22 protein-coding genes and 1 pseudogene are annotated in these 22795 nt (G+C 61.9%); 10 read left to right on the plus strand and 13 right to left on the minus strand.

All coding sequences use genetic code 11. The features are described 5' to 3' along the window. The 3 genes and pseudogenes from Q7V31_RS04465 to Q7V31_RS04475 form a co-directional block, all read left to right on the plus strand. Window positions 1–141, plus strand: a pseudogene (locus Q7V31_RS04465) (IS5/IS1182 family transposase); the annotation flags it as partial. Between the two features lie 26 nt (window positions 142–167). Continuing rightward, window positions 168–737 (plus strand): enoyl-CoA hydratase-related protein, encoded by a 570-nt coding sequence (locus Q7V31_RS04470; protein WP_304732640.1) that lies wholly within the window; start codon window positions 168–170, stop codon window positions 735–737. A 47-nt stretch (window positions 738–784) separates the two neighbouring features. Beyond that, window positions 785–1576 (plus strand): enoyl-CoA hydratase/isomerase, encoded by a 792-nt coding sequence (locus tag Q7V31_RS04475; protein ID WP_304732641.1) that lies wholly within the window; start codon window positions 785–787, stop codon window positions 1574–1576. A gap of 88 nt (window positions 1577–1664) precedes the next feature. Here Q7V31_RS04475 and Q7V31_RS04480 read toward each other — a convergent pair whose 3' ends face one another. The 9 genes from Q7V31_RS04480 to Q7V31_RS04520 are packed head-to-tail and all read right to left on the minus strand — an operon-like array spanning window position 1665 to window position 9342. Beyond that, window positions 1665–2060 (minus strand): TfoX/Sxy family protein, encoded by a 396-nt coding sequence (locus tag Q7V31_RS04480; RefSeq protein ID WP_304732642.1) that lies wholly within the window; start codon window positions 2058–2060, stop codon window positions 1665–1667. 6 nt (window positions 2061–2066) lie between these two features. Continuing rightward, complete coding sequence (locus Q7V31_RS04485) at window positions 2067–2426, minus strand: iron-sulfur cluster assembly accessory protein (protein ID WP_304732643.1); 360 nt, start codon at window positions 2424–2426, stop codon at window positions 2067–2069. 11 nt (window positions 2427–2437) lie between these two features. Next, window positions 2438–2818: an SUF system Fe-S cluster assembly protein gene (locus Q7V31_RS04490; protein ID WP_304733937.1), complete on the minus strand. Its 381-nt coding sequence runs from the start codon at window positions 2816–2818 to the stop codon at window positions 2438–2440. Between the two features lie 25 nt (window positions 2819–2843). Further along, window positions 2844–4088: a cysteine desulfurase gene (locus Q7V31_RS04495; RefSeq protein ID WP_304732644.1), complete on the minus strand. Its 1245-nt coding sequence runs from the start codon at window positions 4086–4088 to the stop codon at window positions 2844–2846. After that, window positions 4085–5401 carry a Fe-S cluster assembly protein SufD gene (gene sufD, locus Q7V31_RS04500; protein WP_304732645.1) on the minus strand — a complete coding sequence of 439 codons (1317 nt, stop codon included), beginning with the start codon at window positions 5399–5401 and terminating at the stop codon, window positions 4085–4087. The genes Q7V31_RS04495 and sufD overlap by 4 nt, the downstream gene beginning before the upstream one ends. Before the next feature lie 7 nt (window positions 5402–5408). After that, window positions 5409–6158, minus strand: coding sequence for a Fe-S cluster assembly ATPase SufC (gene sufC / locus Q7V31_RS04505; RefSeq protein ID WP_304733938.1), 750 nt, complete (start codon window positions 6156–6158; stop codon window positions 5409–5411). 23 nt (window positions 6159–6181) lie between these two features. Then, window positions 6182–7630 carry a Fe-S cluster assembly protein SufB gene (gene sufB, locus Q7V31_RS04510; RefSeq protein WP_304732646.1) on the minus strand — a complete coding sequence of 483 codons (1449 nt, stop codon included), beginning with the start codon at window positions 7628–7630 and terminating at the stop codon, window positions 6182–6184. A gap of 1 nt (window position 7631) precedes the next feature. Next, entirely contained in the window at window positions 7632–8825 is a 1194-nt protein-coding gene (locus Q7V31_RS04515; RefSeq protein WP_304732647.1) for a cysteine desulfurase family protein, read from the minus strand. 37 nt (window positions 8826–8862) lie between these two features. After that, entirely contained in the window at window positions 8863–9342 is a 480-nt protein-coding gene (locus Q7V31_RS04520) for an Rrf2 family transcriptional regulator (protein ID WP_304732648.1), read from the minus strand. 315 nt (window positions 9343–9657) lie between these two features. Here Q7V31_RS04520 and Q7V31_RS04525 point away from each other — a divergent pair, with 315 nt between their 5' ends. Continuing rightward, window positions 9658–10314 (plus strand): alpha/beta hydrolase, encoded by a 657-nt coding sequence (locus Q7V31_RS04525; protein ID WP_304732649.1) that lies wholly within the window; start codon window positions 9658–9660, stop codon window positions 10312–10314. Window positions 10315–10317: 3 nt separating this feature from the next. On the opposite strand, the gene Q7V31_RS04530 is transcribed toward Q7V31_RS04525, so the two are convergent. After that, the gene (locus Q7V31_RS04530; RefSeq protein ID WP_304732650.1) at window positions 10318–11433 is read right to left on the minus strand and encodes an anhydro-N-acetylmuramic acid kinase; all 1116 of its coding nucleotides are present in this window, start codon (window positions 11431–11433) and stop codon (window positions 10318–10320) included. A gap of 80 nt (window positions 11434–11513) precedes the next feature. Here Q7V31_RS04530 and tyrS point away from each other — a divergent pair, with 80 nt between their 5' ends. After that, window positions 11514–12770 carry a tyrosine--tRNA ligase gene (gene tyrS / locus Q7V31_RS04535; protein WP_304732651.1) on the plus strand — a complete coding sequence of 419 codons (1257 nt, stop codon included), beginning with the start codon at window positions 11514–11516 and terminating at the stop codon, window positions 12768–12770. 123 nt (window positions 12771–12893) lie between these two features. Here the strand turns inward: tyrS and Q7V31_RS04540 are convergent, their stop codons facing one another. Next, entirely contained in the window at window positions 12894–14030 is a 1137-nt protein-coding gene (locus Q7V31_RS04540) for a ferritin-like domain-containing protein (protein WP_304732652.1), read from the minus strand. A gap of 87 nt (window positions 14031–14117) precedes the next feature. Next, window positions 14118–17621, minus strand: coding sequence for an AsmA-like C-terminal domain-containing protein (locus tag Q7V31_RS04545; protein ID WP_304732653.1), 3504 nt, complete (start codon window positions 17619–17621; stop codon window positions 14118–14120). 241 nt (window positions 17622–17862) lie between these two features. Between Q7V31_RS04545 and bcp the strand changes: the two genes are divergently transcribed. The 4 genes from bcp to Q7V31_RS04565 all read left to right on the plus strand — a co-directional run bounded on the left by bcp (window position 17863) and on the right by Q7V31_RS04565 (window position 21352). Then, window positions 17863–18429, plus strand: a complete 567-nt coding sequence (gene bcp, locus Q7V31_RS04550; RefSeq protein WP_304732654.1) for a thioredoxin-dependent thiol peroxidase — start codon at window positions 17863–17865, stop codon at window positions 18427–18429. Next, window positions 18392–19294, plus strand: a complete 903-nt coding sequence (locus Q7V31_RS04555) for a ferritin-like domain-containing protein (RefSeq protein WP_304732655.1) — start codon at window positions 18392–18394, stop codon at window positions 19292–19294. The genes bcp and Q7V31_RS04555 overlap by 38 nt, the downstream gene beginning before the upstream one ends. A gap of 98 nt (window positions 19295–19392) precedes the next feature. Beyond that, window positions 19393–20799 carry a peptidoglycan DD-metalloendopeptidase family protein gene (locus tag Q7V31_RS04560; RefSeq protein WP_304732656.1) on the plus strand — a complete coding sequence of 469 codons (1407 nt, stop codon included), beginning with the start codon at window positions 19393–19395 and terminating at the stop codon, window positions 20797–20799. A 46-nt stretch (window positions 20800–20845) separates the two neighbouring features. Continuing rightward, the gene (locus Q7V31_RS04565) at window positions 20846–21352 is read left to right on the plus strand and encodes a polymer-forming cytoskeletal protein (protein WP_304732657.1); all 507 of its coding nucleotides are present in this window, start codon (window positions 20846–20848) and stop codon (window positions 21350–21352) included. A 417-nt stretch (window positions 21353–21769) separates the two neighbouring features. Here Q7V31_RS04565 and Q7V31_RS04570 read toward each other — a convergent pair whose 3' ends face one another. Continuing rightward, window positions 21770–22306: an NYN domain-containing protein gene (locus Q7V31_RS04570; RefSeq protein WP_304732658.1), complete on the minus strand. Its 537-nt coding sequence runs from the start codon at window positions 22304–22306 to the stop codon at window positions 21770–21772. A gap of 207 nt (window positions 22307–22513) precedes the next feature. On the opposite strand from Q7V31_RS04570, the gene Q7V31_RS17330 reads away from it, so the two are divergent. Then, on the plus strand, window positions 22514–22753 hold the full coding sequence (locus tag Q7V31_RS17330) for a protein NO VEIN domain-containing protein (RefSeq protein WP_370690642.1): 240 nt from the start codon (window positions 22514–22516) through the stop codon (window positions 22751–22753). Window positions 22754–22795 lie beyond the last annotated feature (42 nt).

Raw genomic sequence — 22795 nt, forward strand, 5'->3', positions numbered from 1 at the left:
CTGGTCGAGCGCTTCTTCAACAAGCTCAAGCACTTCAGGCGCGTCGCCACGCGCTTCGACAAGCTCGCACGCAACTTCCTCGCTGCGGTCGCCATCGTTTCAATCCGGATATGGGCCCGTGCTTATGAGTCCACTACCTAGCGGCCCAGGGCCAACGCGAAGAAGGCATGAGCATCGGCCAAGGCGTCGCGCATGGCATGACGATCGGGTTCAATCCCATGATGCGCGAACTCTACGCGCTGCCGAAACCGATCGTCGCGGCAGTGAACGGCGTTGCGGCGGGTGGCGGCGTCGGTCTTGCGCTTGCCGCCGACATCGCCATCGCCTCGCATTCGGCTTCCTTCGTGCAGGTGTTCGGGCCGAAGCTTGGCCTGATCCCCGATCTCGGCTGCACCTGGCACCTGCCGCGCCTTGTCGGGCGCGCCCGCGCGCTCGGGCTTGCGCTGACAGGCGACAAGCTGCCTGCCGAGACGGCAGCCGAATGGGGCCTGATCTGGAAATGCGTCAAGGACACGGCGTTGATGGAGGAGGCCATGACAGTTGCCACCAAACTCGCCAATGGACCGACCAATGCCTTTGGCGAAATCCGCAAGGCGATCGACGCCGGCGCGCGTAATGGTTATTCCGAGCAGCTCGATTATGAGCGCGACGTGCAAGGTATGCTGGGCGACCATCCGAATTTCGCCGAGGGCGTCAAGGCGTTCCTGACCAAGAGGGAACCGGCGTTCAAGGCCTGACGACAGGCATCCAAAACAATTGCGATATACAAAACAGGGAGACGGACATGGACTTCGAGCGCGTCAAACTCGACATCGACGGCAATGTGGGCGTTTTGACGCTCAATCACCCCGAGGTGATGAACGCCGTTTCGCCGGAGATGCTGGGCGGGCTTATGAAAGCCATGGATGCGGTTGAAGACCCGAAGAACGGCATGCGCTGCCTTGTCATGACCGGGGAAGGCCGCGGTTTCTGTACCGGCGCCAATCTGCAGGGGCGCGGCGACAATTCGGGTGCGCGGCCGGACGCAGGCTCGGCGCTCGAAACCATGTACCACCCTTTTCTGCGGCGGCTGCGCAACCTGCCGATGCCCTTCGTCACCGCCGTCAACGGTCCGGCAGCCGGCGTCGGCATGAGCTTCGCGCTGATGGGCGACCTGGTGCTGTGCGCTCGATCCTCCTATTTCCTGCAAGCCTTCCGCCGGATCGGGCTGGTGCCGGATGGTGGCTCGACCTGGATTCTGCCGCGTCTCGTCGGCAAGGCGCGGGCGATGGAGCTTTCGCTGCTGGGCGAGAAGCTGCCGGCCGAAACGGCGCTTTCGTGGGGGCTCGTCAATCGCGTGTTCGACGACGAGACGCTGATGGCTGAAGCGCGCAAGCTTGCCGCCGATCTCGCAAACGGCCCAACCAAGGCGCTCGGCATGATCCGCCAGCTCTATTGGGAGAGCACCGACAACACCTATGAAGAACAGCTCAATCTCGAGCGGCAGCTTCAGCGGACGGCCGGCAATGGCGACGACTTCAAGGAGGGCGTGCGCGCCTTCCTCGAGAAGCGGCCGGCGCAGTTCAAAGGTAACTAGCCGATGATGCAGCTCGCCAGCAGGGCGAGAAACATCACGGCGATGAAGAAAATCATGTGAGGCATTTTTGTCTTTCGGGCCGCGCGTCCTATTTTCCGGGGCGCGCGGCTTTTTTTCGCGGGCTCCGACTTTTCCGGGGAACGGGTTTTGCCGCTCTGGCCGCCAGCGCGGCGTCGAGCGCCTTGCGCGCCCAGAGGATCAATTCATCGGGTTCATCATAGAGCCGTTCGGGCAGTTCGTAATACGACATGGCGACCGTCTTGCCCGAGGGCGGCTCGTAGACGAAGGGGCCGCTGTCTTCCGCTTCGTAGTCGGCACGGTTGCGTTCGTCGACCTTGAAGAAAAGCGTCTCGCCGGCAATGAGGCCGAACATCAAATTATCCAGATAGATGCCGGCGCCGCCGAACATGTTGCGAATGCGGATCGGGCCCAGATGCTCAAGTTGCTCGGCCACGAATTCCTTATATTCGTCGCTGACAGCCATGACGACTCAGGCAGTCGCCGGGACAATGGTCACGCTTTCGCCGCAACCGCAGGCGTCGGTCTGGTTTGGATTGTTGAAGCGAAAGCCTGAGGCAAACTTGTCTTCCTCGTAGTCCATCTCGGTGCCGAGCAGGAACAGGATCGCCTTGGGATCGATCAGAATCCTGACTTCCCGATCCTCGACCACTTCGTCGAGCGGCTTGGCGGCTTCGGCATATTCCATCGTGTATTCCATACCGGCACAACCGCCGTTCTTCACGCCGATACGCACCCCGACATATTTTCCGTCGGACGCTGCCATGATTTCCTTCATGCGCGCGGCGGCGGCTTCCGTCAGTGTGATCGCTTTGGGCATCTGTCGCGCCATTTTCGGCTCCATCAGAACATATTCAATGCGACACGCGCTTCTTCGGACATCCGGCTCGGGTCCCAGGGCGGGTCGAAGGTCATGTTGACGCGGACATCGGCTATTCCCTCGACGGTACGCACCGCATCCTCGACCATGATCGGCATGGTGCCCGCGACGGGACAGCCCGGCGCCGTCAACGTCATATCGATGACGACGTCGCGATCGTCGGAAATATCGACCTTGTAGATCAGTCCGAGCTCGTAGACATCGACCGGAATCTCCGGATCGTAGACCGTCTTGAGCGCGGCAATGATGTCGTCCGTTATCTGGTCGATTTCATCCTGCGGGATCGTCGAAGCGCGCGGCGTCTCATCGGCGCTGGCCGGCACCGTTTCCGCATTTTCCATCATGTTCGCGTCTTCGGCCATGATCCGCCTATCCAAAGAACTTCTTGCTGTCGATCAACGCATCGACCAGCCGGTCGACTTCATCAAGTGTATTGTACATCGCGAAGGAAGCCCGTGTCGTCGCGCCGACACCGAAACGCTCCATCGCCGGCTGGGCGCAATGATGGCCCGCCCGGACCGCGACGCCCGCCCTGTCGATGACAGTGGCGATGTCGTGCGGATGGGCGTTGTCCATTACAAAGGAAACGATGCTGCCCTTCGCCTTCGTCGTGCCGACGATGCGCAGACTGTTGATTTCCGAGAGGCGGCGGGTCGCATAGTCTCTCAGGTGCGCCTCATGTGCGGCAATCCGCTCGCGGCCGATATTCTCGATATAGGAAAGCGCCGCGCCAAGACCAATAGCCTGAACGATGGGCGGTGTGCCAGCCTCGAAGCGGTGCGGCGGCGCCGCATAGGTGACGTCGTCCATGCCGACCTCGCGGATCATCTCGCCGCCGCCGCGATAAGGCCGCATCGCCTTCAGATGTGCAGATTTCCCGTAAAGCAGGCCGATGCCGGTCGGTCCATAGAGCTTGTGGCCCGTGCCGACAAGGAAATCGCAATCGAGATCGCAGACGTCGGTCGGCAGGTGAACGATGCCCTGGCAGCCGTCCACCAGCACCGGTAGGCCGCGCTCATGCGCCATGTGGATCATGGTCTTCATCGGCGTGATCGTGCCGAGCGCATTCGACATTTGCGTCACAGCGACAAACTTTGTGCGCGGTGTGAAGAGCTTTTCATAAGCGTCGAGATCGAGATCTCCCTCGTCCGTCGCCGGTATCCATTTCAACACGGCGCCGTGCCGTTCGCGCAGGAAATGCCAAGGCACGATGTTCGAGTGATGCTCCAGCACCGAAAGGATGATTTCGTCGCCCGGCTCGATGCGTGGCGCCAGATATGACGACGCAACCAGATTGATCGCGTCGGTACCGCCCGAGGTGAAAATAATCTCGTCGGTCGAAGCCGCATTCAGAAACGCCCGGGCCGTTTCGCGCGCTTCCTCGAACTTCTCGGTCGCCGCATTGGCGAGGAAGTGCATACCGCGATGGACGTTCGAATATTCATTGGCATAGGCATGCGCCACGGCATCAATCACCGATTGCGGCTTTTGCGCCGAGGCGGCGTTGTCGAGATAGACCAACGGCTTGCCATAGACCTCGCGCGACAGGATCGGGAAATCGGCGCGAATGCGGGCGACGTCATAAGTTTCGGATTTCAGAACCGGACTGTTCATGCCCTGCCCTCCCCGTCCGCGAACCAGCCGGCGGCGAGCAGCTTCAACGCTTCGCGCGCAGCCTCATGCGGCACGAGGTCCAGCGCTTCGTCGAGAAAAGCCGACACAAGGAGCTGGCGCGCTTCCATTTCCGGAATGCCCCGCGAACGCAGGAAGAAGATCGCCTCGCGCGACAGCTCGCCGACCGTCGAGCCATGTGCGCATTGAACGTCGTCGGCGTAGATTTCAAGCTCGGGCTTGGCGTTCATCGCCGCGTCGCGCGACAGCAGCAGCGCGTGCGTCATCTGACGGCCGTCGGTCTTCTGGGCGTGAGGCCGCACGATAACCTTGCCTTGAAAAATACCCTCTGACGCACCGTCCAGCACACCCTTGAAGAGTGTATGGCTGGTGCAGCCCGGCACGGCATGATCGATCACGCAGAACTGGTCGGCATGCTGCGCCGCCTTCAGCGCATAGGCGCCGTTGACATGTGCCTGCGCACCCTCGCCTGCGAAGAGGACGAAATTCTGCGTGCGCGAGATGCCGCAGCCGAGCGTCAGCGTGAAACTCGACAGGCGGGACTTCGCGGCGAGGCGGGTGCGCAGGGTCGCCAGATGAACGGCGCCCGCCCCTTCGTCCTGAAGTTTCACGTGAGAGAGGCGCGCCTCATCGCCCAGCGCCACATCGGTGACGATGTCGGCGAAGGCAGCGGCACCGCCGATATGACTCTCGAAGATCGTCGCATCCGCATCCTCTTCCAGCAAGATCAGGTTGCGGGTGTGCGACGCACCGCCATCGGCGGCAAGGAAAAGCAGGTGCAGCGGCTTGTCGAGGCGAACGCCTTTGCGAATACGCAGGGCCGCTCCGTCGTGCATCAACGCCGTATTGAGATCGACGACATTCTCGGACTGGCGCGCATCGTCGAAACGGCGTTCCACAAGCTCCTTCACCCATTGCTCGTGCAACACATCGTTCAGCGAATGCAACTCGACACCCTTCGGCAGGCGGACCGCTTTCGAAAGATCGGGCCGGTGCCGGCCGTTGACGAAGACGACGACATGGCGGTCGATGGCGGCGAAGGCGGATGCCACGGCCGTGTCGGGCAGGACGACCGCGCCTTCGTGCGCCGGCGCCGGCACAAAGGCGGCCTTCTCCAACGCCTGCTTCAGATCGGTATATTTCCATTCTTCGAGGCGGCGATGCGGCAGGCCGGCCTCGACGAAGGATTTCAGCGCCGCGTCGCGGCGGCGCGCCAGCCAGCCGCCGGCGCCAGGCAGCACCGCGCGCTCCCGGTCATATGTTTCTGCGAAAATCTGTGCAGCCTTGTCGTTCATAGGTTCCTCACGCCGCATCCGCGTCATAAGCGGCATAGCCGGTTTTCTCGAGTTCGTGCGCCAGCTCCCTGCCACCCGTCTTGACGATGCGGCCGCCGGAAAGCACGTGCACAGCGTCGGGCACGATGTAGTCGAGCAGGCGCTGGTAATGCGTGATGACCAGCATCGCGCGCTCCGGATTGCGCAGTGCGTTGACGCCTGCCGCAACCGTTTTCAGCGCGTCGATATCGAGCCCGGAGTCGGTCTCATCAAGCACGGCCAGAGCGGGCTCCAACAGCGCCATTTGCAGGATTTCGGCGCGCTTCTTCTCGCCGCCCGAGAACCCGACATTCAAGGCGCGCTTCAGCATCTCGTCCGGCACATTGAGCGGTTTTGCCTTTTCGCGCACCAGCTTCAGGAAACGCACCGCGTCGAGTTCGGCTTCGCCGCGCGCCTTGCGCTGCGCGTTCAGTGCCGTTTTCAGGAAGGTCATTGTCGTGACGCCAGGAATCTCGATCGGGTACTGGAAGGCGAGAAAGATGCCTGCAGCCGCTCGTTCGTCGACATTCAGTTCCGTCAGGTCGCGACCCTTGAAGCGGATCGAGCCCTCGGTCACTTCATAGCCTTCACGACCGGACAGAACATAGGAAAGCGTCGACTTACCGGACCCGTTCGGACCCATGATGGCATGGACTTCGCCTGCACGGATATCCAGATCGATCCCTTTCAGGATTTCCTTGCCGTCCACCGACACATGCAGGTTCTTGATCTCAAGCATATTCATTCTTTCACATTCCAGCGTCAGCCGACGCTACCTTCGAGGCTGATGCCGACGAGCTTCTGGGCCTCGACGGCAAATTCCATCGGCAATTGTTGCAGCACGTCGCGGCAGAAGCCGTTGACGATCAGCGCGACCGCCTCTTCCTCGCCGATGCCACGCTGCCGGCAATAGAACATCTGGTCGTCGCTGATTTTCGACGTCGTCGCCTCATGTTCCAACACGGCGCCCGGGTTCTTCGTTTCGATATAGGGCACCGTATGCGCCGAACAACGATCGCCAATCAGCAAGCTGTCGCATTGCGTAAAATTTCGAACGTTCTCCGCCTTGCGGTGCACGCTGACGAGACCGCGATAGGTGTTGGACGAACGGCCGGCCGAAATGCCCTTTGAGACGATGCGGCTCGACGTGTTGCGCCCGAGATGGATCATCTTGGTGCCGCTGTCGACCTGCTGGCGTCCGTTCGAAATCGCGATCGAGTAAAACTCGCCGCGCGAATTGTCGCCGCGCAGAATGCAGCTGGGGTACTTCCAGGTGATGGCCGATCCTGTTTCGACCTGGGTCCATGAGATTTTCGAGTTCGCGCCGCGGCAATCGCCGCGCTTGGTGACGAAATTGTAGATGCCGCCCTTGCCGTCTTCATCGCCCGGGTACCAGTTCTGGACGGTCGAATATTTGATCTCGGCATCGTCCAGCGTAACCAACTCGACAACCGCCGCATGAAGCTGGTTCTCATCGCGCTGCGGCGCCGTGCAGCCTTCGAGATAGCTCACATAAGAGCCCTTCTCGGCGATGATAAGCGTACGCTCAAATTGACCCGTCTGCTTCTCGTTGATGCGGAAATAGGTCGACAGCTCCATCGGGCAGCGAACGCCTTCAGGAATGTAGACGAAGGATCCTTCCGAAAAGACCGCCGAGTTCAGCGTCGCGTAGAAATTGTCGGAAGTCGGCACGACGGAACCGAGATATTTCTGTACAAGCTCCGGATGGTCGCGCACAGCCTCGGACATCGGACAAAAGATGACGCCGACCTCGCGGAGTTTCTCCTTGAACGTCGTCACCACCGACACGCTGTCGAACACCGCATCGACTGCGACCCCGGCCAGCATTTTCTGTTCGGTCAGCGGAATGCCGAGCTTCTTGTAGGTTTCAAGAAGTTTCGGATCGACTTCGTCGAGACTGTTCAGCTTCACCGACTGCTTGGGGGCCGCGTAGTAATAGGCATCCTGGAAGTCGATCGGCGGATAACTGACCTTCGCCCATTTCGGCTCTTCCATCGTCAGCCAGCGGCGAAAGGCGGCGAGCCGCCACTCGAGCAGCCAGCCGGGCTCACTCTTCTTCGCCGAAATAAAACGCACCGTCTCTTCCGTCAGCCCCAGCGGGGCCTTGTCGGATTCGATGTCGGTGGTGAATCCGTATTTGTATTTCTCGACTTCACCAACCGTTTTGACGGTCTCTCTCACGGCAGCCATTTCAACTCTCCACAACCGCAAGCCGAGGCGACGGCGCCCTGCTCGCGTAAACAACGGTATCCGCCTTCGAGCGGTTGCGGTCATAGGCACGCAACCAGCTCTCGACAAAGCGGTCGACATCGCGGGCAACGCTCGACCAGCCGAGGCTGACGCGAACGGCACCCTTCGCTAACGCCGGATCAATACCCATTGCGTCCAGCACGCGGGGACGGCCGACCTTGCCCGACGAACAGGCAGCGCCAGCACTGACCGCCACGCCGTCGAGATCGAGGGTCATCAGCAGCGTCTCGGAGTCGAGGCCCGGCGCCGCGACATAGCTCGTGTTGGGCAGGCGCCGTGCACCCCGCCCAAAAAACACGACATCGGGCACGGCGGCAGCGATGCGTGCCTCCAGTTCGTCGCGCAATTCTGCCAGCGCGGCAAATTCTTCGAGCGCATCGTGCGCCGCGCGCGCGGCCGCGCCGAAACCGGCAATGCCCGAAACATTCTCGCTTCCGGCGCGACGGCGCATCTCCTGACCACCACCGACGGCGTCGGTTGCGAACGGCAAGCCGTCACGAATGACGAGTGCGCCGACACCCAGCGGGGCACCGAGCTTGTGACCGCCCAGCATCATCATGTCGGCGTCCAGCGTGGCGAAATCGAGCGGAACTTTGCCCACGGCCTGAACCGCGTCGCAAAGCAACAATCCTCCGGCCTCATGTGCCAGCACCGCGGCCTCGGCGACCGGCTGAAGAACACCGGTTTCGTTGTTGGCATACATCAGTGCGACCAGGGCCCGCTTGTCCGAGGCCGCCAGGCACGCTGCCAAGGCAGCCAAATCGAGCCGGCCCTCGCCGTCCACAGGCGCTATTTCGATGGCAAGGCCCGAGGCCTCAGCCGCGGCGCGTACCGCGTCATGCTCGACGGCGGAAACAATCAGGCGCCCAACGCCCTGCGCCGCCTTCGCGGCATGGAACGCGAGACGCGCGGCCTCAGTGCCGCCGCTGGCGAAAATCACCTCTGCGGGCTTGGCGCCAGCCAGTACCGCGACCTCGCGCCGGGCCGCCTCGATGAGCGCGCGCGCCGCCCTGCCCTCGGTATGAACCGAGGACGGGTTGCCCGTCACCTCCAATGCGCGCAAGACCGCCGCGCGCGCCTCGGGGCGCAGCGGCGTGGTCGCATTGTGATCAAGATAGGCACGCTTCATCGTCATCGCGCAGCGAAACTCCCGTTCATCGACAAACTTGCGGTCAGTCGGCAGCGTTGGCGATGCCAGCCGATTTGCGGCGCGTGTCCGAGCTGACAACCTGCTGTTCCGCGACCCGACCATCGATCACATCGCCGAGAGATACAGAATTCAGGTAAAGCTGAATCTGGTGGCTGAGACCCTCCCACAAATCATGGGTGATGCAGCGTCCTGACGATGGCAAGCAGCCCCGGGGTGAGCCCAGCTCGCAACGGGTTGCCTTGATCGGTTCGTCGACCGCGAGGATAACGTCCGCAATCCGGATGTCGTCGGCGACGCGCGACAGCAGATAACCGCCGCCCGGCCCACGAACGCTCTTCACCAAGTCGCCACGGCGCAGCTTGGCGAAAAGTTGTTCCAGATAGGACAATGAGATCTCCTGGCGATCGGCGATTTCTGCCAACGCCACGGGACTGCCGTCCGAATGCCGTGCCAAGTCGGCCATGGCCATCACGGCATAACGCCCCTTGGTTGTGAGCTTCACGGCCAACTCCCTCGTTTGGCAGGCAAAGAACGGTCAAAAGCTTGCACAACCGGCCATTGCCTGTGTTAAGAACATGCGCCCCGATGGACCGGAAAACGGGCCTGCGACAGTAATAAACGCAGGCGGCAGATCCGGATCGGCGAGGCTGGCAGCGCAAGGCTCAACGATTTCCGAGCGCCGTAGTCAACTATTTAGCATCTCGCGGCCGAATTTCCAGAGGAATTGCTGAAACAAAGCAAAAATATCTCCCTGTTCTTTAGTGGGATATTACGCGTCAGCACCTCGCCGGCCGCATAGCCCGAGACAGACCCAGACATGCCTGAAGTGATTTTCAACGGCCCCGCCGGCCGGATCGAGGGCCGGTACCACCACAGCAAGAAGTCGAATTCGCCGGTCGCGCTGGTGCTGCACCCCCATCCGCAATTTGGCGGGACCATGAACAACCCCGTCACGTATGCCCTTTACCAGGCATTCGTAAACCGGGGTTTCTCGGTGTTGCGGTTCAATTTCCGTGGCGTCGGGCGCAGTCAGGGCGCGTTCGATTCCGGCATTGGCGAGCTTTCGGACGCCGCCTCGGCGCTCGACTGGCTGCAATCTCAAAATCCGGATGCGGCACAATGCTGGATCGGCGGTTTTTCATTCGGCGCCTGGATCGCAATGCAGGTTCTGATGCGGCGCCCGGAAATCGAGGGTTTCATCTCCGTCGCCCCGCTGGCCAACATGTATGACTTTTCCTTCCTGGCGCCCTGCCCCTCGTCCGGCATCATCATCAATGGCAGCACCGATCAGGTGGCGCCGCCTGCGGATGTGCTGAAACTCGTCGAGCGGCTGAAGACGCAAAAGGGCATCACGATCGAACACGCGTCCGTAGAAGGCGCCAATCACTTCTTTGAATCGCATCTCGAGCCGCTGGCGAATACCATTGGCGCCTATCTCGACAAGCGGCTCGCGGTGGCGCCGGAGAAAGCCTGACCCTCAGTCGTCGGCCGTTCCGCCCGCCCGGTGGATCGTGCCGCCGGGCATCGGCTTCGGAACGCCCGTCGTCGTCGGCAGGCTGAGCGGCAACCCGCGCAGCGAACGCACCGCGAGATAAGCAAAAGCCTCGGCCTCCACATCGTCGCCGCGCCAGCCAAGGTCCTCGGCCGGAAGGACGCCGCCCTGCAGTCGCTTGCTCAGCATCGCCATCAGCACTGGATTGTGCCGTCCCCCGCCACAAATGACGAAGCGCGAGGGTATTCCGGGTACATGTGCAAGGCTGCGCGCGATGGCCTCGACAGTGAAGGCTGTCAGCGTCGCCGCGCCGTCGGGCGGAGACAGATGTCTCACGGCATCCGGCGAGAAGGAGAAACGATCAAGCGATTTCGGCGGCGGTGTTTCGAAAAACTCATGCGACATCAAGTGCTCCAGCACATCCATGTCGACATCGCCGCCAGCCGCCAGCGCGCCGTCGCGGTCAATCGGTTCACCGATATGCTCCAGCGCCCAATCGTCGATCAATGCGTTGCCGGGGCCGGTGTCGAAAGCCAGGAGCACGCCATCGGGCGATACATAGGTGACATTTCCGACGCCGCCGATATTGATGATTGCGACTGGCTCCACAATCCCGGTGCTGCCGACAAGTGCCTGATGATAGAGCGGCACCAGTGGCGCGCCATGGCCACCGGCGGCAACGTCAGCGCTGCGGAAATCGTTGACCACGTCGATCCCGGTCAGCCGCGCCAGCACATCGCCAAGACCGATCTGCACCGTCCGGTGGCGGCCCGGTTGGTGGAGCACCGTCTGACCGTGAAACCCGATCACCGAGATATCGGCGGGCTTCAGCCCGGCCTCAACCAGCAGCGCCCGCACTGCCAGCGCATGGGCGAGCGTCAGATGCCGCTCGGCCTCGGCCACCTCCTCGGGCATGGGTTCGTCCGGCTCCCAGCTCATTGCGGCGTCAAGCGCCAGGCGAAGAAGCAGGCGCTCCTCCGGCTTGTAGGGGACGGCGAGCGACGCGCCCGGGCGCACCGCACCCTCGCCGTCGGTTTCGATAATGGCGGCGTCGATGCCGTCGAGCGAGGTCCCGCTCATCAGGCCCAAAGCGCGGATCATGGCTGTTTGTCCGTTTTTCACTCAGCCAAAGCGTGATACACCAGCCGCGCCTTCAAGCCTATCCGAAACCCGAGCCGATCATGACCAGCTTCAAGTCCGACTTCCTGCGCGAGCTTTCCGCCCGCGGGTTCATTCACCAGACCTCCGACGATGCGGGCCTCGACGCGCGCGCGCTGGAAGGACTATTGACGGGCTATATCGGCTTCGATGCGACGGCGCCGAGCCTTCATGCCGGTAGTCTCGTCCAGATCATGCTGTTGCGCTGGCTGCAGAAGGCCGGGCACCGGCCGATCGCGCTGATGGGTGGCGGCACGACGCGGATCGGCGATCCGAGTTTCCGCGACGAGGCGCGGCCTCTGCTGACCGACAAGAAAATCGAAGAGAACCTCGCCGGCATCAAGGCCGTGTTCTCGAAATTCCTGAAATTCGGAAACGGCAAGACAGATGCCGTCATGGTCAATAATCGCGACTGGCTCGACAACCTGAATTATATCGACTTTCTGCGCGACTACGGCCGCCACTTCTCGGTCAACCGGATGCTGTCTTTCGACAGCGTGAAAATCCGGCTCGAACGCGAACAGAACCTGTCGTTTCTCGAATTCAACTACATGATCCTTCAGGCCTATGACTTCGTGGAGCTGAACCGCAAATATGGCTGCACGCTGCAAATGGGCGGCTCGGACCAGTGGGGTAACATCGTCAACGGAATTGAGCTCGGACGGCGCACTGATGGCGCGCAGCTTTATGGCCTGACCAGCCCGCTGCTCACGACGTCATCGGGCGCCAAGATGGGCAAGACCGCGTCAGGTGCGGTGTGGCTCAACGCCGACATGCTGTCGCCCTATAACTACTGGCAGTACTGGCGCAACGCCGAGGATGCCGATGTCGGACGCTTCCTGCGACTCTTCACCGAGCTGCCGCTCGACGAAATCGCGCGCCTCGAAAAATTCGAAGGCGCGGACGTCAACGAGGCGAAGAAGATCCTCGCCACAGAGGCGACAGCGATGGCGCATGGTCGCGCCGAGGCCGAAAAAGCGGCCGAAGCCGCCCGCACGGCTTTCGAGGAGGGCGCGATCAGCGCCGATATGCCGACCGTCGAAATCGACGCCGATGCGCTCAAGGTCGGACACGGCCTGCTCAACGCCCTTGTTCAGGCCGGGCTCGTCGCTTCGACCAGCGATGCCCGCCGCCAGATCAAGGGCGGTGCCGTGCGCGTCAACGATGCGCAGGTCGGCGACGAAAAAATGGTGCTTTTCTGCGAGAACCTGACACCGGAAGGCGTCATCAAGCTCTCGCTCGGGAAGAAGAAGCACGTGCTGCTGAAGCCCAGGGGCTGATCGGCGGCGACCGGAACGAATGAGCCCTCCCCGGTTTCCCGGGAAGGGCTTCTTCCTGAACGCTCCCTAAAGCGCGTTCCACGGCTTATTGAGCTGCCGCGTTTGTGGCTCCTGTCGGTCCGTCTATTCGGCGGCCGTCGACGTGCCGAGCGCGAAAATTGCCGCGTCGCCGCCGGCGCCGTTGATCGCCTGAAGATATTTGATGCCTTCCTCGGCAATGTCGTCGCCGACCATACGGTCGCCTTCACCGTAAAGCTCGGCCATGTCCACATAGGCCGCATACATCGGCGCCGTGCGGCTCGTCACGATGCCGGCCTTGACCAACGTCTTGATGAGTACGCGGAAGATGTTGGTCGCTTCCTGCAACTCGCCACGCATGTTCTTGTCGGTCAGTGCTTCGGCCAGCGCACCTTGCACCCAGCGCCAGTCGAGGCCGACCTTCTCGTAGATCGCCTTCTTCTGTTCGGGGCCAGTCGAATTGCGCATCAACGTCATGAAGACTTCAAGCGCCCAATCCTCGATCATGTCGCGCTCGGCCGGCGGCAGGTTCGGCACAGTGCGGTCGGCCCAGATCTTGCCGAACTTGTGATGGAAGGCTTCGTCGGTCATCGTGAGCTGCATCAGCCGCCGCATCACCGGATCGTTGGTCTTGGCATAGAAAGTCGCGAAGGCGCCCATCGCCAGCCCTTCGACGATCATCTGCATGCCGACGAGCTTTTTCCACACAAGCGGCGAGGCGACGATCTCGCAGAGCAGCTTTTCGAGCACCAGACCGCAGGCCGTCGGCCTGCCCCAACGCGCCTGGATGTATTTTGCAAAGCCGGTGACGTGACGCGCTTCCTCGCGCGTCTGGTTGGCGGCATATTCCTGCGCGCCGGGATCTTTCAGAATGTGGCAAAGGCTCGCCGACAGCGCCAGCGCGCCCTGCTCGCCATGCAGAATCGACGACATGCCCCAACGGACATTCTCGTTGACCAGATATATCTTCTGCCTCTCGTCGAGCTTGTCCGACACCGCCGTCTTCAATTCCATATTGAAGTCGATCGGCATCAGCAGTTCGTTGTCGAGGTCCCACGGTTCGGAGAAGTCGATGTACTTGCTGTCGAGTGGATCCCAGAAATGATCGTGGGTCGCCGAAATGATCTTGTCGAAAGCGCTCGAACGTTTGCCGTAACGGTCGACATCCATCATGGCCGGAAAGTCGTCCGGTGCGACCGCTTCATAGGCGGCGTCCATCGTCATTTTCTGATTGGTGGACATGGGCTTCCTCCCCTTGCCAAGGCAATAGCGAAGTCAAAGCTTACATATACGGAGTGACACTCCGCAATCCTGAATCGTACATGGCTGTCAGTTTTGCGGTGCGGGAGAAATATCAGGCATCAGTACAGGCGGCCCGACATCTTCCGGCTGTGGCGCGGAGTCCTGAACGGGCGGCAGCTCGGAGGACGTCGTTGCGCCGCCAAACTCAAACATCCGGCGCAGGAAGCCCGGCGCAAGCGCCGAGAGCGGATTGACGATGACCGTCGGGTCATCAGACGGTCCGCGCACCCGGTAGGTCAAGGCGAATATCCCCTCGCCCTCGCGACCGACAATCAATGGTCCGAACAGCGGCACCTGCCCGAGGAAGGAATTGATGGTGTAGGCGGGAACCAAGGTCCCTTCCATATCGATCCGGTCCGTCGCACGGTCGACGTGACCCTTCATCGTCAGTCCGATGGCCGGGCCGGAGGTTCGGGCATCGTCGACGTCGATGCGACCTTCGGAAATGCCAAATGCCAACTGCAATCCGTTGAACAGGATTCCCTCGCCATTCAACGTGTCACGAATGCCAGTCAGAGATCCCACCGTCAGAATGTTCGCCAGCACTGGCGCATCGACAATGCGAAACTCGTCAATGGTCGCGGTGCCCTTCAATGGCGATCCCGCGATTGTGTCGTCATAGATACCCGTCGCACTGAGCGTTCCGCCTCTCATGCTGTCGGTGAAATCGAGGGCACGAAAAACACTGCCGGCATCGTTCGATGCCAGCGCCAGATGGCGCACACCGGCATCGTCTGGGCCGATTTTGATCGTCAAGGGCGCTTCCTGCATATCAACTGCAGTCACGTTCAGTGTCCAGATATGACCGTCCACCTGAACGATGTTCGCGCTGACGGCATTGAACGTCGTGTCGTTGTTGCCCGTTGCCCGTGCAATTTCGGCGTGTATCGCGGTTCGACGCGCCGGATCGGCGACCACCTCGGGGGACAATAATGGAGGTTGGGGCCCTTCATCGTCTTGCGCTTCTTCGTCATCTCCCTTTCGGCCAGATATGATTTCGGCGAGAAGCCGACGGGCATCGAACCGCGCACCGCGAACGGTCATTGTCACCGACGTATCGTCAGTCGGGCCTGCCACAAAAGAAAAGTCGTTGTCGGGACCGAGCCTGACAACGGGCAGATTCGCAGCCGTCAACCGACCATCGGACCCGAGAGAAAAGTCGCCACGCGCCTCGATTTTGTCCCCCGTCAGTTGGAAGCCGGAAACCTCAAAGCCGCCGCTCAAGAATGCCAGCCGGAGGTCCGCCGTTGCCGGAACGCCTGCCGCCTTCCACCAACCGGCGTAGTCAAGCTTGACGATGGCATCCGTCAGATCGGCCTTGATGGCGGCGCGATTTACGTCCTTGCCGTCGCCGCTGAATGTGGCGTCGAACGCCGCGGGGCCATGGAGAAAATCGTTCAGACCGACGCCCACTGCTGTGCGCCCGTTATCGTCCAGTACGCCGGACAGTCGATAGGACGAACCGACACCGCCGGCGCGTGCGAAGTTTTCGCGCCATTCCAGATCGAGCGGCGGCGCGCCGTTGATGCCGACCGGGCCGCGTGCAACCAACCCGCTGCGCGAGACATCAATGTCGAGTGTGCCGGAGGTGATGGAAACGTTCTTCAATATGCCGGGAATGGCGAGATCGACAGCCTTGGCCGTACCGGAAAAATCGATATCTTCCATGGTCACGTCCTTCACCAGCGGCAATTCGAGACGGCCCTCCACATGGCCGCTGCCCCCGACATCGCGCGGATCGACACTGAAATTTCGGATCAGGTTCAGCGGTTCGTGGTCGAGAAGCGCCAGAATGTCGGCCGTCGGACCGTCGACGGTGAACGCGATGCGGCCGGGGGCGCCTTTCCTGTTCAACTCGTCGGCGTCGAAATGCCCTTTGCTGACCGTGAGCGTCCCGCCGCCGTCGAGACCGATCTCGGCCGATGACACCCAGGCGTCGAACCGATTACCGGTCACCCGGCCGTTTGCCTCGACATTCTCCATCGGCGGCATCTGGCCGATATATCTCAGCGTCGCTCCCTTGACCGCGAATTCGACATGAAGGTTTTCGTCGGGAATCGGGATCCGGTTGTCGGCGTCGTCGATCATGCCGGCGGGCATGTCGATCTCGAACGATCCACCGGTGACGTCGCCGCCGGAGAGATTCTTTCCCACCCATTCGCGGGCGCCCTTGGCGAGCGGCAAGGGCCAGATCGCCTTGAAGGCATCGAGCGGCATCGCATCGAGGCGCCCGGAGACACGAACCGCCGGCGATCTCTCGCCATCGCGCACGGTTCCGTTCACCGAAACGCCGCCGCCCGCCGTTTCGATGGTCAGTTCCTCGATTTCGGCGCTTAATGATTCAAAATCGAAGTCACCCTTGAGGCGCGCCGTTTCGAGATCGACGGGCCCCTCGAAGAAGCCGGGCACCTCGGTGTGGATATTGCTGGCGACCAAATCGACCGTTGCACCGGCAATATTGAGGCCGTCGCCAATGCGGTAGTCGAGCTGTCCGACCAGCGACGCAAAGTGGGGTCCGGCCTCGAATGTCAGCCCGATAAGATCGATGCGACGCGCGACGCCGTCGAATTCGACTTCGGCATGCGCCTTCTCGATCGGTATCGACGCATCCCACGGGTTCGGCAGGTCGATCTCGCCCGGGCCGGCATCGAGCGTCAATCGTGCGGACAGCATATCGCCATTTGCCCTGATCCGCAGCTCACCGCGCGCGTCGACAGGCGCATTGAACACCGCATAGTCGGCGAAGGCGGACGACATGCGCGCAAAGGCAGCCGGAACCACATTGGTTGCGCGTGCCTCAATGTGGGCGGAATCGGCACCGGATGGCAGCAACCCGTTCATTTCGACGGTTGCGAATGTGTCGTCGATCGCGATGTCGGCCTGCAATGTGGCGGCAAGTCCGCCCACGCCTCGAAACACCACCAGATTGGCGGAAGGTGCGTCGAAGGCAACGCCATTGACCTCATCGACAAGCCGCAATGTTCCGTCGCGTATGCCGACATGCGTCAGATAGTCCAGCGGGGTCCCGGTTTCCTCACCAGCCGAAAGGGCTTCGATCAGCCGCCCGACAAATGCGGCGGCCTCCGGATCGGCCGGCTGTGCCGGCGTCCCGGCGCCGGCCATGGCCAGCGTGATGCCGGAATCGGGGCGCCGGAGAACGGTGGCACTGACGCCATAAAAATCGATCGCGGTCGGCGCCAGCACACCACGCAAGAGCGCCGGCATACTTATCTGAAAAGCGAGTTCGGGAACGAATGCAACGGTGTTGTCGTCAGCGCCGGTCAGCCTGACATCGACCAGGCGCAACGACAGTCGACGATCAGCTGCAGACCAGCGCAGGACAGTGTCGCCAACGTTGAGCTTGCCGCCCTGCAGCGAGGGCGCAGCGGCAGTTTCGATCATGCCCCCGAGAAAGGCCACGGATACCGGACCGGAAGACAGGCGCCATGCAAGAACCGCCAGCAGAACAGCCGTCGCCGCCACGGCAACGCCAACAACTTCCAACGCGATTTTACTGGTCCGGCGGATCAAGAAGCGACATCTCTCCCAATGCTGCCTGCCCATGCAAACAGCAGAAATAAGGCAAAAACGAGTCGGTCACCTATCTAGCCGCAGTCCACCGTCAAGTCTGCAAAATTGGCGCCGTGCGGCGCGGTTCTGCACAAATAAGCTTAACACGGCTGGCCTCGAGGGCGGCGGCAATCCATATTGTGCCCTGCCCGGCCAAGGCGGGCATAAACATCTCCTGCAAGCGAGAATGAGGCTGATATCGATGGCGACGGCACCCACGCGCAAGACGGCCAAGGCCGCTCCGAAAACCGCAGCAAAGGCCGTCGTGCGGCCCCGCGCGAAGGCAGCGGCACCTGCCGACAGCGCCCTTCCGGCGGCCGGTGCCAAGGCGCCCGCCTTCAAGCTGCCGGCCGATGACGGAAGCGCGGTAACGCTGAAGCAGCTCGCCGGCAAAAAGGTCGTCCTCTATTTCTATCCCAAGGACGACACGCCGGGCTGCACCACCGAGGCAATTGCCTTCAGCGCGCTGAAGAAGAAGTTCGATGCCGCCGGCGCCGTCGTGCTCGGTGTTTCAAAGGACACGGTCGAGAAACACTGCAAATTCCGCGACAAGCACGGCCTGACCGTCCGGTTGCTCTCGGACGAAGATGGCAAGACGCTGGAGGCGTATGGCGTCTGGGGTGAAAAAAGCCTTTATGGCCGCAAGTTCATGGGGATTACCCGGACAACCGTTCTGATCGACGGCAAGGGTATGGTGAGCAAGGTCTGGCCGAAGGTGAAGGTCAAGGACCATGCGGAAGAAGTGCTCGCTGCCGTCAAGGAACTCTAGGCCTGTGACCGGGACGTCGCTGGTCGAAGGCGCCTATGCGGTACTCGCCTGCGCCGATCCCGATGAAAAGGCGCATCTGGCGGGGAGTGTTGCCGAAGCGTGGCGCGCTTCGGCGCTGACATTGATGCCCGCCAATGGCGCCATGATCGCAATGCCCGACCGGCCGTCGCGGCCGGCAACACCGGCCCTGCTTGCGCCGCGCGATATGCCGCGACGAACCTTCAAGGGAACCCGCGGGCGCATCGCGCTACTGCATTCGCTGGCCCATATCGAACTGAACGCCATCGATCTTGCCTTCGATCTCGTCGGGCGTTTTGCCGGCGCCGATCTGCCGCGCGCCTTTTTCGACGACTGGGTTTCGGTCGGCAATGACGAAGCGCGGCATTTTGCGATGCTGCAAACGCGGCTCGCGGCCCTCGGCGCCCGCTATGGCGACCTGCCCGCTCATGACGGTTTGTGGCAGGCCGCGACCGAAACGCGCCACGACCTGATGGCGCGGCTGGCTGTCGTACCGCTGGTGCTCGAAGCGCGCGGTCTCGATGTCACGCCGGGCATGATCGAACGGCTTGAAACGTCAGGCGATTCCGAAAGCGCTACGGTGCTGAAGACGATCTATCGCGACGAACAGGACCATGTGCGCGCCGGCGCGATCTGGTTTTCCCATTTGTGCCACGCGAAGGGCCTCGAACCGCAGGAAACCTTTCAACAGCTCGTGCGGCGGCATTTTCGCGGTGTGCTGAAGCCGCCCTTCAACGAGGCGGCAAGACGCGCGGCCGGGCTCACGCCCGAATTTTACGAGCCATTGGCCAGCCGCCCGGACGGCGAAATTCAGACGCAGCGGACGCCTATGGTGAATTCAGATTAACCATTAACATCAAATGTTAAGGCGAGTATGTTGTAATTCTGTGCCAATTTGGGTGAGATGGGGCAGCAAACAGAGGGGGACGTGGGGCATTGAGGGGCATGCACCATCGGGCGGGGTGGCCTGATAGATTCCGGGGTTTTCTGCGGCATATGTACGTGGAGCGGCAGATTTATATCCGCAGCCACGGGCATGTTCAGTTCATTTCGCTGTCGCCGCTGACACAGACTTTTTTTGCGACAATTGCCCTGGCTTTCGTCGGCTGGATCGCTTTTGCGTCGGTCAATGTGGTGTTCAAGGAGCAGATCATCGCTTCGAAGGACCGCCGCTACGTTAAAATGCAAGGCGCCTATGAAGAGCGGATGGCGCAGCTGCAATCGGCCTATGATGCGCTTAATGGCCAGCTGGTCATTACCGAAGAGCGCTTCATGGCGACGACCATGCAGCTTGAGGACAAGCACCGCCAGCTGGCCGCGCTGATGAGCCAGCGCCAGACCGCCAGTTCCCGGCTCGAGACGATGCGCCGGCACTTCGCGGCCACCACGGGCGGAAAAACCGAGGGCGAACGGGGCAACAAGGTGCTGATGCGGGTCGAGCGGCACTCCGAGGGACCGGATTTCGCCGACACGACGACCGGACCCCGGCAGATGGCCGGAACCGACCGTTTTATCATCGATACGGCCGAAAATACCGGCGGACCGATCGACCTTGCCGGCCTGACCGAGCTCACCGGCATGGCGGGCCTGGCCGGCAACGAGGCCGACGGAAACGGCACAGTGGCCCAGATCGACACCCGGCTGGCCCAGATTGACCGGGCCCAGCTGACGCTGATCAACAATATCGAGGAAGTGACCGACCGGCGGGTCCGCGAGCTCAAATCGATCATCGGCATGACCAAGGTGATCGACCCCGAGACGCTGATCGAGCGCCGCGGCAAGGCCAAGGGCGCGGCGCAGGGCGGCCCCTTCATCAGCCTGGCAGACCACGAGGCGCTGGCCGGCGGCGCCGGCGACAGCGGCTTCGGCAAACAGCTTTACCGGGTCAGCCAAAATCTCAGGACATTGGCCGATCTTGAGGAAACTATTGCACAAATGCCGCTCGCCGAGCCGCTTGTCAGCTACCGCAAAACCAGCAGCTACGGCTCGCGCCGCGACCCTTTCAACGGCCGCATGGCTTTCCATTCGGGCGAGGATCTGGCGGCGCCTTATGGCGAGCGCGTCTATGCGCCCGGCGCCGGCACGGTGAGCTTTGCCGGCTGGCGTGGCGGCTATGGCCGCATCGTCGAAATCGATCACGGCAACGGCTTCCGGACCCGCTACGGGCATCTCGGCCGCATGGACGTCAAGACTGGCCAGAAAGTTGCATTCCGGGAGATCATCGGCAGAGTAGGGTCTTCTGGCCGCAGCAGCGGGCCCCATCTTCACTATGAGGTCTGGTTCGACGGTATCGTTCGTAACCCCTCCAAGTTCATTGAGGCAGGGCATTATGTTTTCGCGAAGCAAGGATAGAGACACCGACAAGGCAGCGGCTCCCGCAGTGGCGGCCCCTGCCCCCATGCCGGGCAAGCGCCCCGGCCCGCGCACCGCGCCGTCGATCATCTCCAACGATCTGGTGGTCCACGGCAACATGACGGCGACCGGCGACATCCAGGTCGACGGCACCGTTGAGGGCGATATTCGCAGCCAGTCGCTGACGATCGGCGAAAAGGCTTCGATTACCGGCGAGATCGTCGCCGAGGACATCGTGATCCGCGGCCGCGTTATCGGCACCATTCGCGGCCGCCGCGTGCAGCTTTCCTCGACCTGCCATGTCGAGGGCGACATTCTGCACGAAGCGCTGGCTGTTGAAACCGGCGCCTTTTTCGAAGGCAATTGCCGCCATTCGGACGACCCGATCGGCCAGGCCTCGTCCGGCGCCAGCCTGCGCCCGTCGGCGCCGCGCCCGGGACCGGCCGCCAACAGCCCCGACGCCCCGCGCCCGGCACCGCGCGCCGCGCTGGGCGAGAGCCCGGTGGTGGTCAATGACGGCGGCGTCGTCGTCAAGCGGCCGGCCGCACAGTAAGACAGATCGACCGTTCTTCGGGGGGAGAACGGCAAAACCGGGGCGGTGCGCGCAAGCGCCTGCCCCGGTTTTTCGTTGCGCGGCGGCACAGACTGTCATCGTTCTGTCACAAAACCCCGCGCCGCGCCTGAAAGCGCAATGGCCCCAGAGACTTGCGCCCGATTTGCGCGGATCGCGACAGCAGCGCGGCGACAGCGCACCCCCCCTCTGTCACGGAACTGTCAAAAAACTGTCACAAACGGATTTGGGCGCTGGAATGGCGCGGGGAGAAAGCATGTTTATCCCCGGGGCAAACATGATTTATCCCCGAGGAGGAGATCATGCTTATCCCCCGGGGATAAAGCCATGCCGCGACGGCGGCGGGGAGAAAGCATGTCGCCGGCGGCAGCGTTGCGGTGAAGGGCGACAGGCGTCGATCTACAACACCAGGTCTACATGCGCCTTCAGTTCGCGCTTCACGGCGTGCCCCATATGGTCGAGATAAACGCGAACACCTTCGCGCCGGGCGAACTTGAAGGCGGGAACCATGTCGCTGTCTCCCGTTACAACCACAATAATCTCTGCCAGCCGGCGCAAGGACAAACGCGCGATGTCGAGACCGATGCGCAAATCGACCCCTTTTTGTTCGATGTTCGGAACGAAATCCCTTGCCTCCAGAACCCGTGGCCCCTTTTCCACGATGCTGCGCAGCGCGGCATCGCCGAGCGCCCATCCGTGAACGGATGTTTCGCCGGAACGCAATGCAAAATCCGGCTGGAGCTCCAACCGCTGCTGAAGACCGATATTGTCGGCAAAGTTCCGATTGGCGGTGAGGTCGACAATCGAGCTGTCGACGGGGTTTGTCAAAATGCCGGATGCGGGGGGTGCATCGTAGTAATAAACCCGAAGGAGCTGGTGGTCGGCGAGCACCGGGTTTGCCTTGATCCGGTCGATCTCGGCCTTGATCTCGTCCACCGTCGGGAAGTGCTTGTTGCGTTGCCTGAGCTTGACGCGGATAAACCCGCCATCGATGAGAATGGCAAAATTTGCCTTCATCTGCCCCCACAAATGAATTGACCCTGCCCACTCGTAGCGCTTGCACGCTTTCCATCAAGGACGAATGAACAGGGCCGTCTTCTATCAGCTCAATATAAATAGGAAGAGTTGACGATTTCGTCAATATTGGAGATTGCGGCAAGCGGAAGCGCGGGAGCGGATGGCGGCGGCGCGGGCTACGACATTCTTTCATTCACCGCGCGCGGCGAGGAACGCTTTCTCGAAGTGAAGACGACGTGTCTTCACCTCGCCACCCTTCGGTGTCACCCCGGCACTTGTTGCCGGGGCCCACTCGCCTCTCCATCCACCGAAGCGCTTAACGGATTTGAGGTTGTCGCGCCCATCGTGCGCTATCGCGCTTGCTGAGGGAACCAATGGGTCCCGGGCACAAGGCCCGGGATGACACCT

It is taken from the genome of Parvibaculum sp., assembly GCF_030651915.1.
Taxonomy (GTDB): Bacteria; Pseudomonadota; Alphaproteobacteria; order Parvibaculales; family Parvibaculaceae; genus Parvibaculum.

Coding starts and splice junctions, on each gene's coding strand:
- Q7V31_RS04490 (WP_304733937.1), bottom strand. CDS start 2,818: ATGATGGAAAATGCGGAAACGGTGCCGGCCAGCGCCGATGAGACGCCG.
- Q7V31_RS04525 (WP_304732649.1), top strand. CDS start 9,658: ATGCCTGAAGTGATTTTCAACGGCCCCGCCGGCCGGATCGAGGGCCGG.
- Q7V31_RS04565 (WP_304732657.1), top strand. CDS start 20,846: ATGCCGGGCAAGCGCCCCGGCCCGCGCACCGCGCCGTCGATCATCTCC.
- sufB (WP_304732646.1), bottom strand. CDS start 7,630: ATGGCTGCCGTGAGAGAGACCGTCAAAACGGTTGGTGAAGTCGAGAAA.
- Q7V31_RS04515 (WP_304732647.1), bottom strand. CDS start 8,825: ATGACGATGAAGCGTGCCTATCTTGATCACAATGCGACCACGCCGCTG.
- Q7V31_RS04485 (WP_304732643.1), bottom strand. CDS start 2,426: ATGGCGCGACAGATGCCCAAAGCGATCACACTGACGGAAGCCGCCGCC.
- bcp (WP_304732654.1), top strand. CDS start 17,863: ATGGCGACGGCACCCACGCGCAAGACGGCCAAGGCCGCTCCGAAAACC.
- Q7V31_RS04495 (WP_304732644.1), bottom strand. CDS start 4,088: ATGAACAGTCCGGTTCTGAAATCCGAAACTTATGACGTCGCCCGCATT.
- sufD (WP_304732645.1), bottom strand. CDS start 5,401: ATGAACGACAAGGCTGCACAGATTTTCGCAGAAACATATGACCGGGAG.
- tyrS (WP_304732651.1), top strand. CDS start 11,514: ATGACCAGCTTCAAGTCCGACTTCCTGCGCGAGCTTTCCGCCCGCGGG.
- Q7V31_RS04480 (WP_304732642.1), bottom strand. CDS start 2,060: ATGGCTGTCAGCGACGAATATAAGGAATTCGTGGCCGAGCAACTTGAG.
- Q7V31_RS04540 (WP_304732652.1), bottom strand. CDS start 14,030: ATGTCCACCAATCAGAAAATGACGATGGACGCCGCCTATGAAGCGGTC.
- Q7V31_RS04470 (WP_304732640.1), top strand. CDS start 168: ATGAGCATCGGCCAAGGCGTCGCGCATGGCATGACGATCGGGTTCAAT.
- sufC (WP_304733938.1), bottom strand. CDS start 6,158: ATGCTTGAGATCAAGAACCTGCATGTGTCGGTGGACGGCAAGGAAATC.
- Q7V31_RS04560 (WP_304732656.1), top strand. CDS start 19,393: ATGCACCATCGGGCGGGGTGGCCTGATAGATTCCGGGGTTTTCTGCGG.
- Q7V31_RS04555 (WP_304732655.1), top strand. CDS start 18,392: ATGCGGAAGAAGTGCTCGCTGCCGTCAAGGAACTCTAGGCCTGTGACC.
- Q7V31_RS04475 (WP_304732641.1), top strand. CDS start 785: ATGGACTTCGAGCGCGTCAAACTCGACATCGACGGCAATGTGGGCGTT.
- Q7V31_RS04530 (WP_304732650.1), bottom strand. CDS start 11,433: ATGATCCGCGCTTTGGGCCTGATGAGCGGGACCTCGCTCGACGGCATC.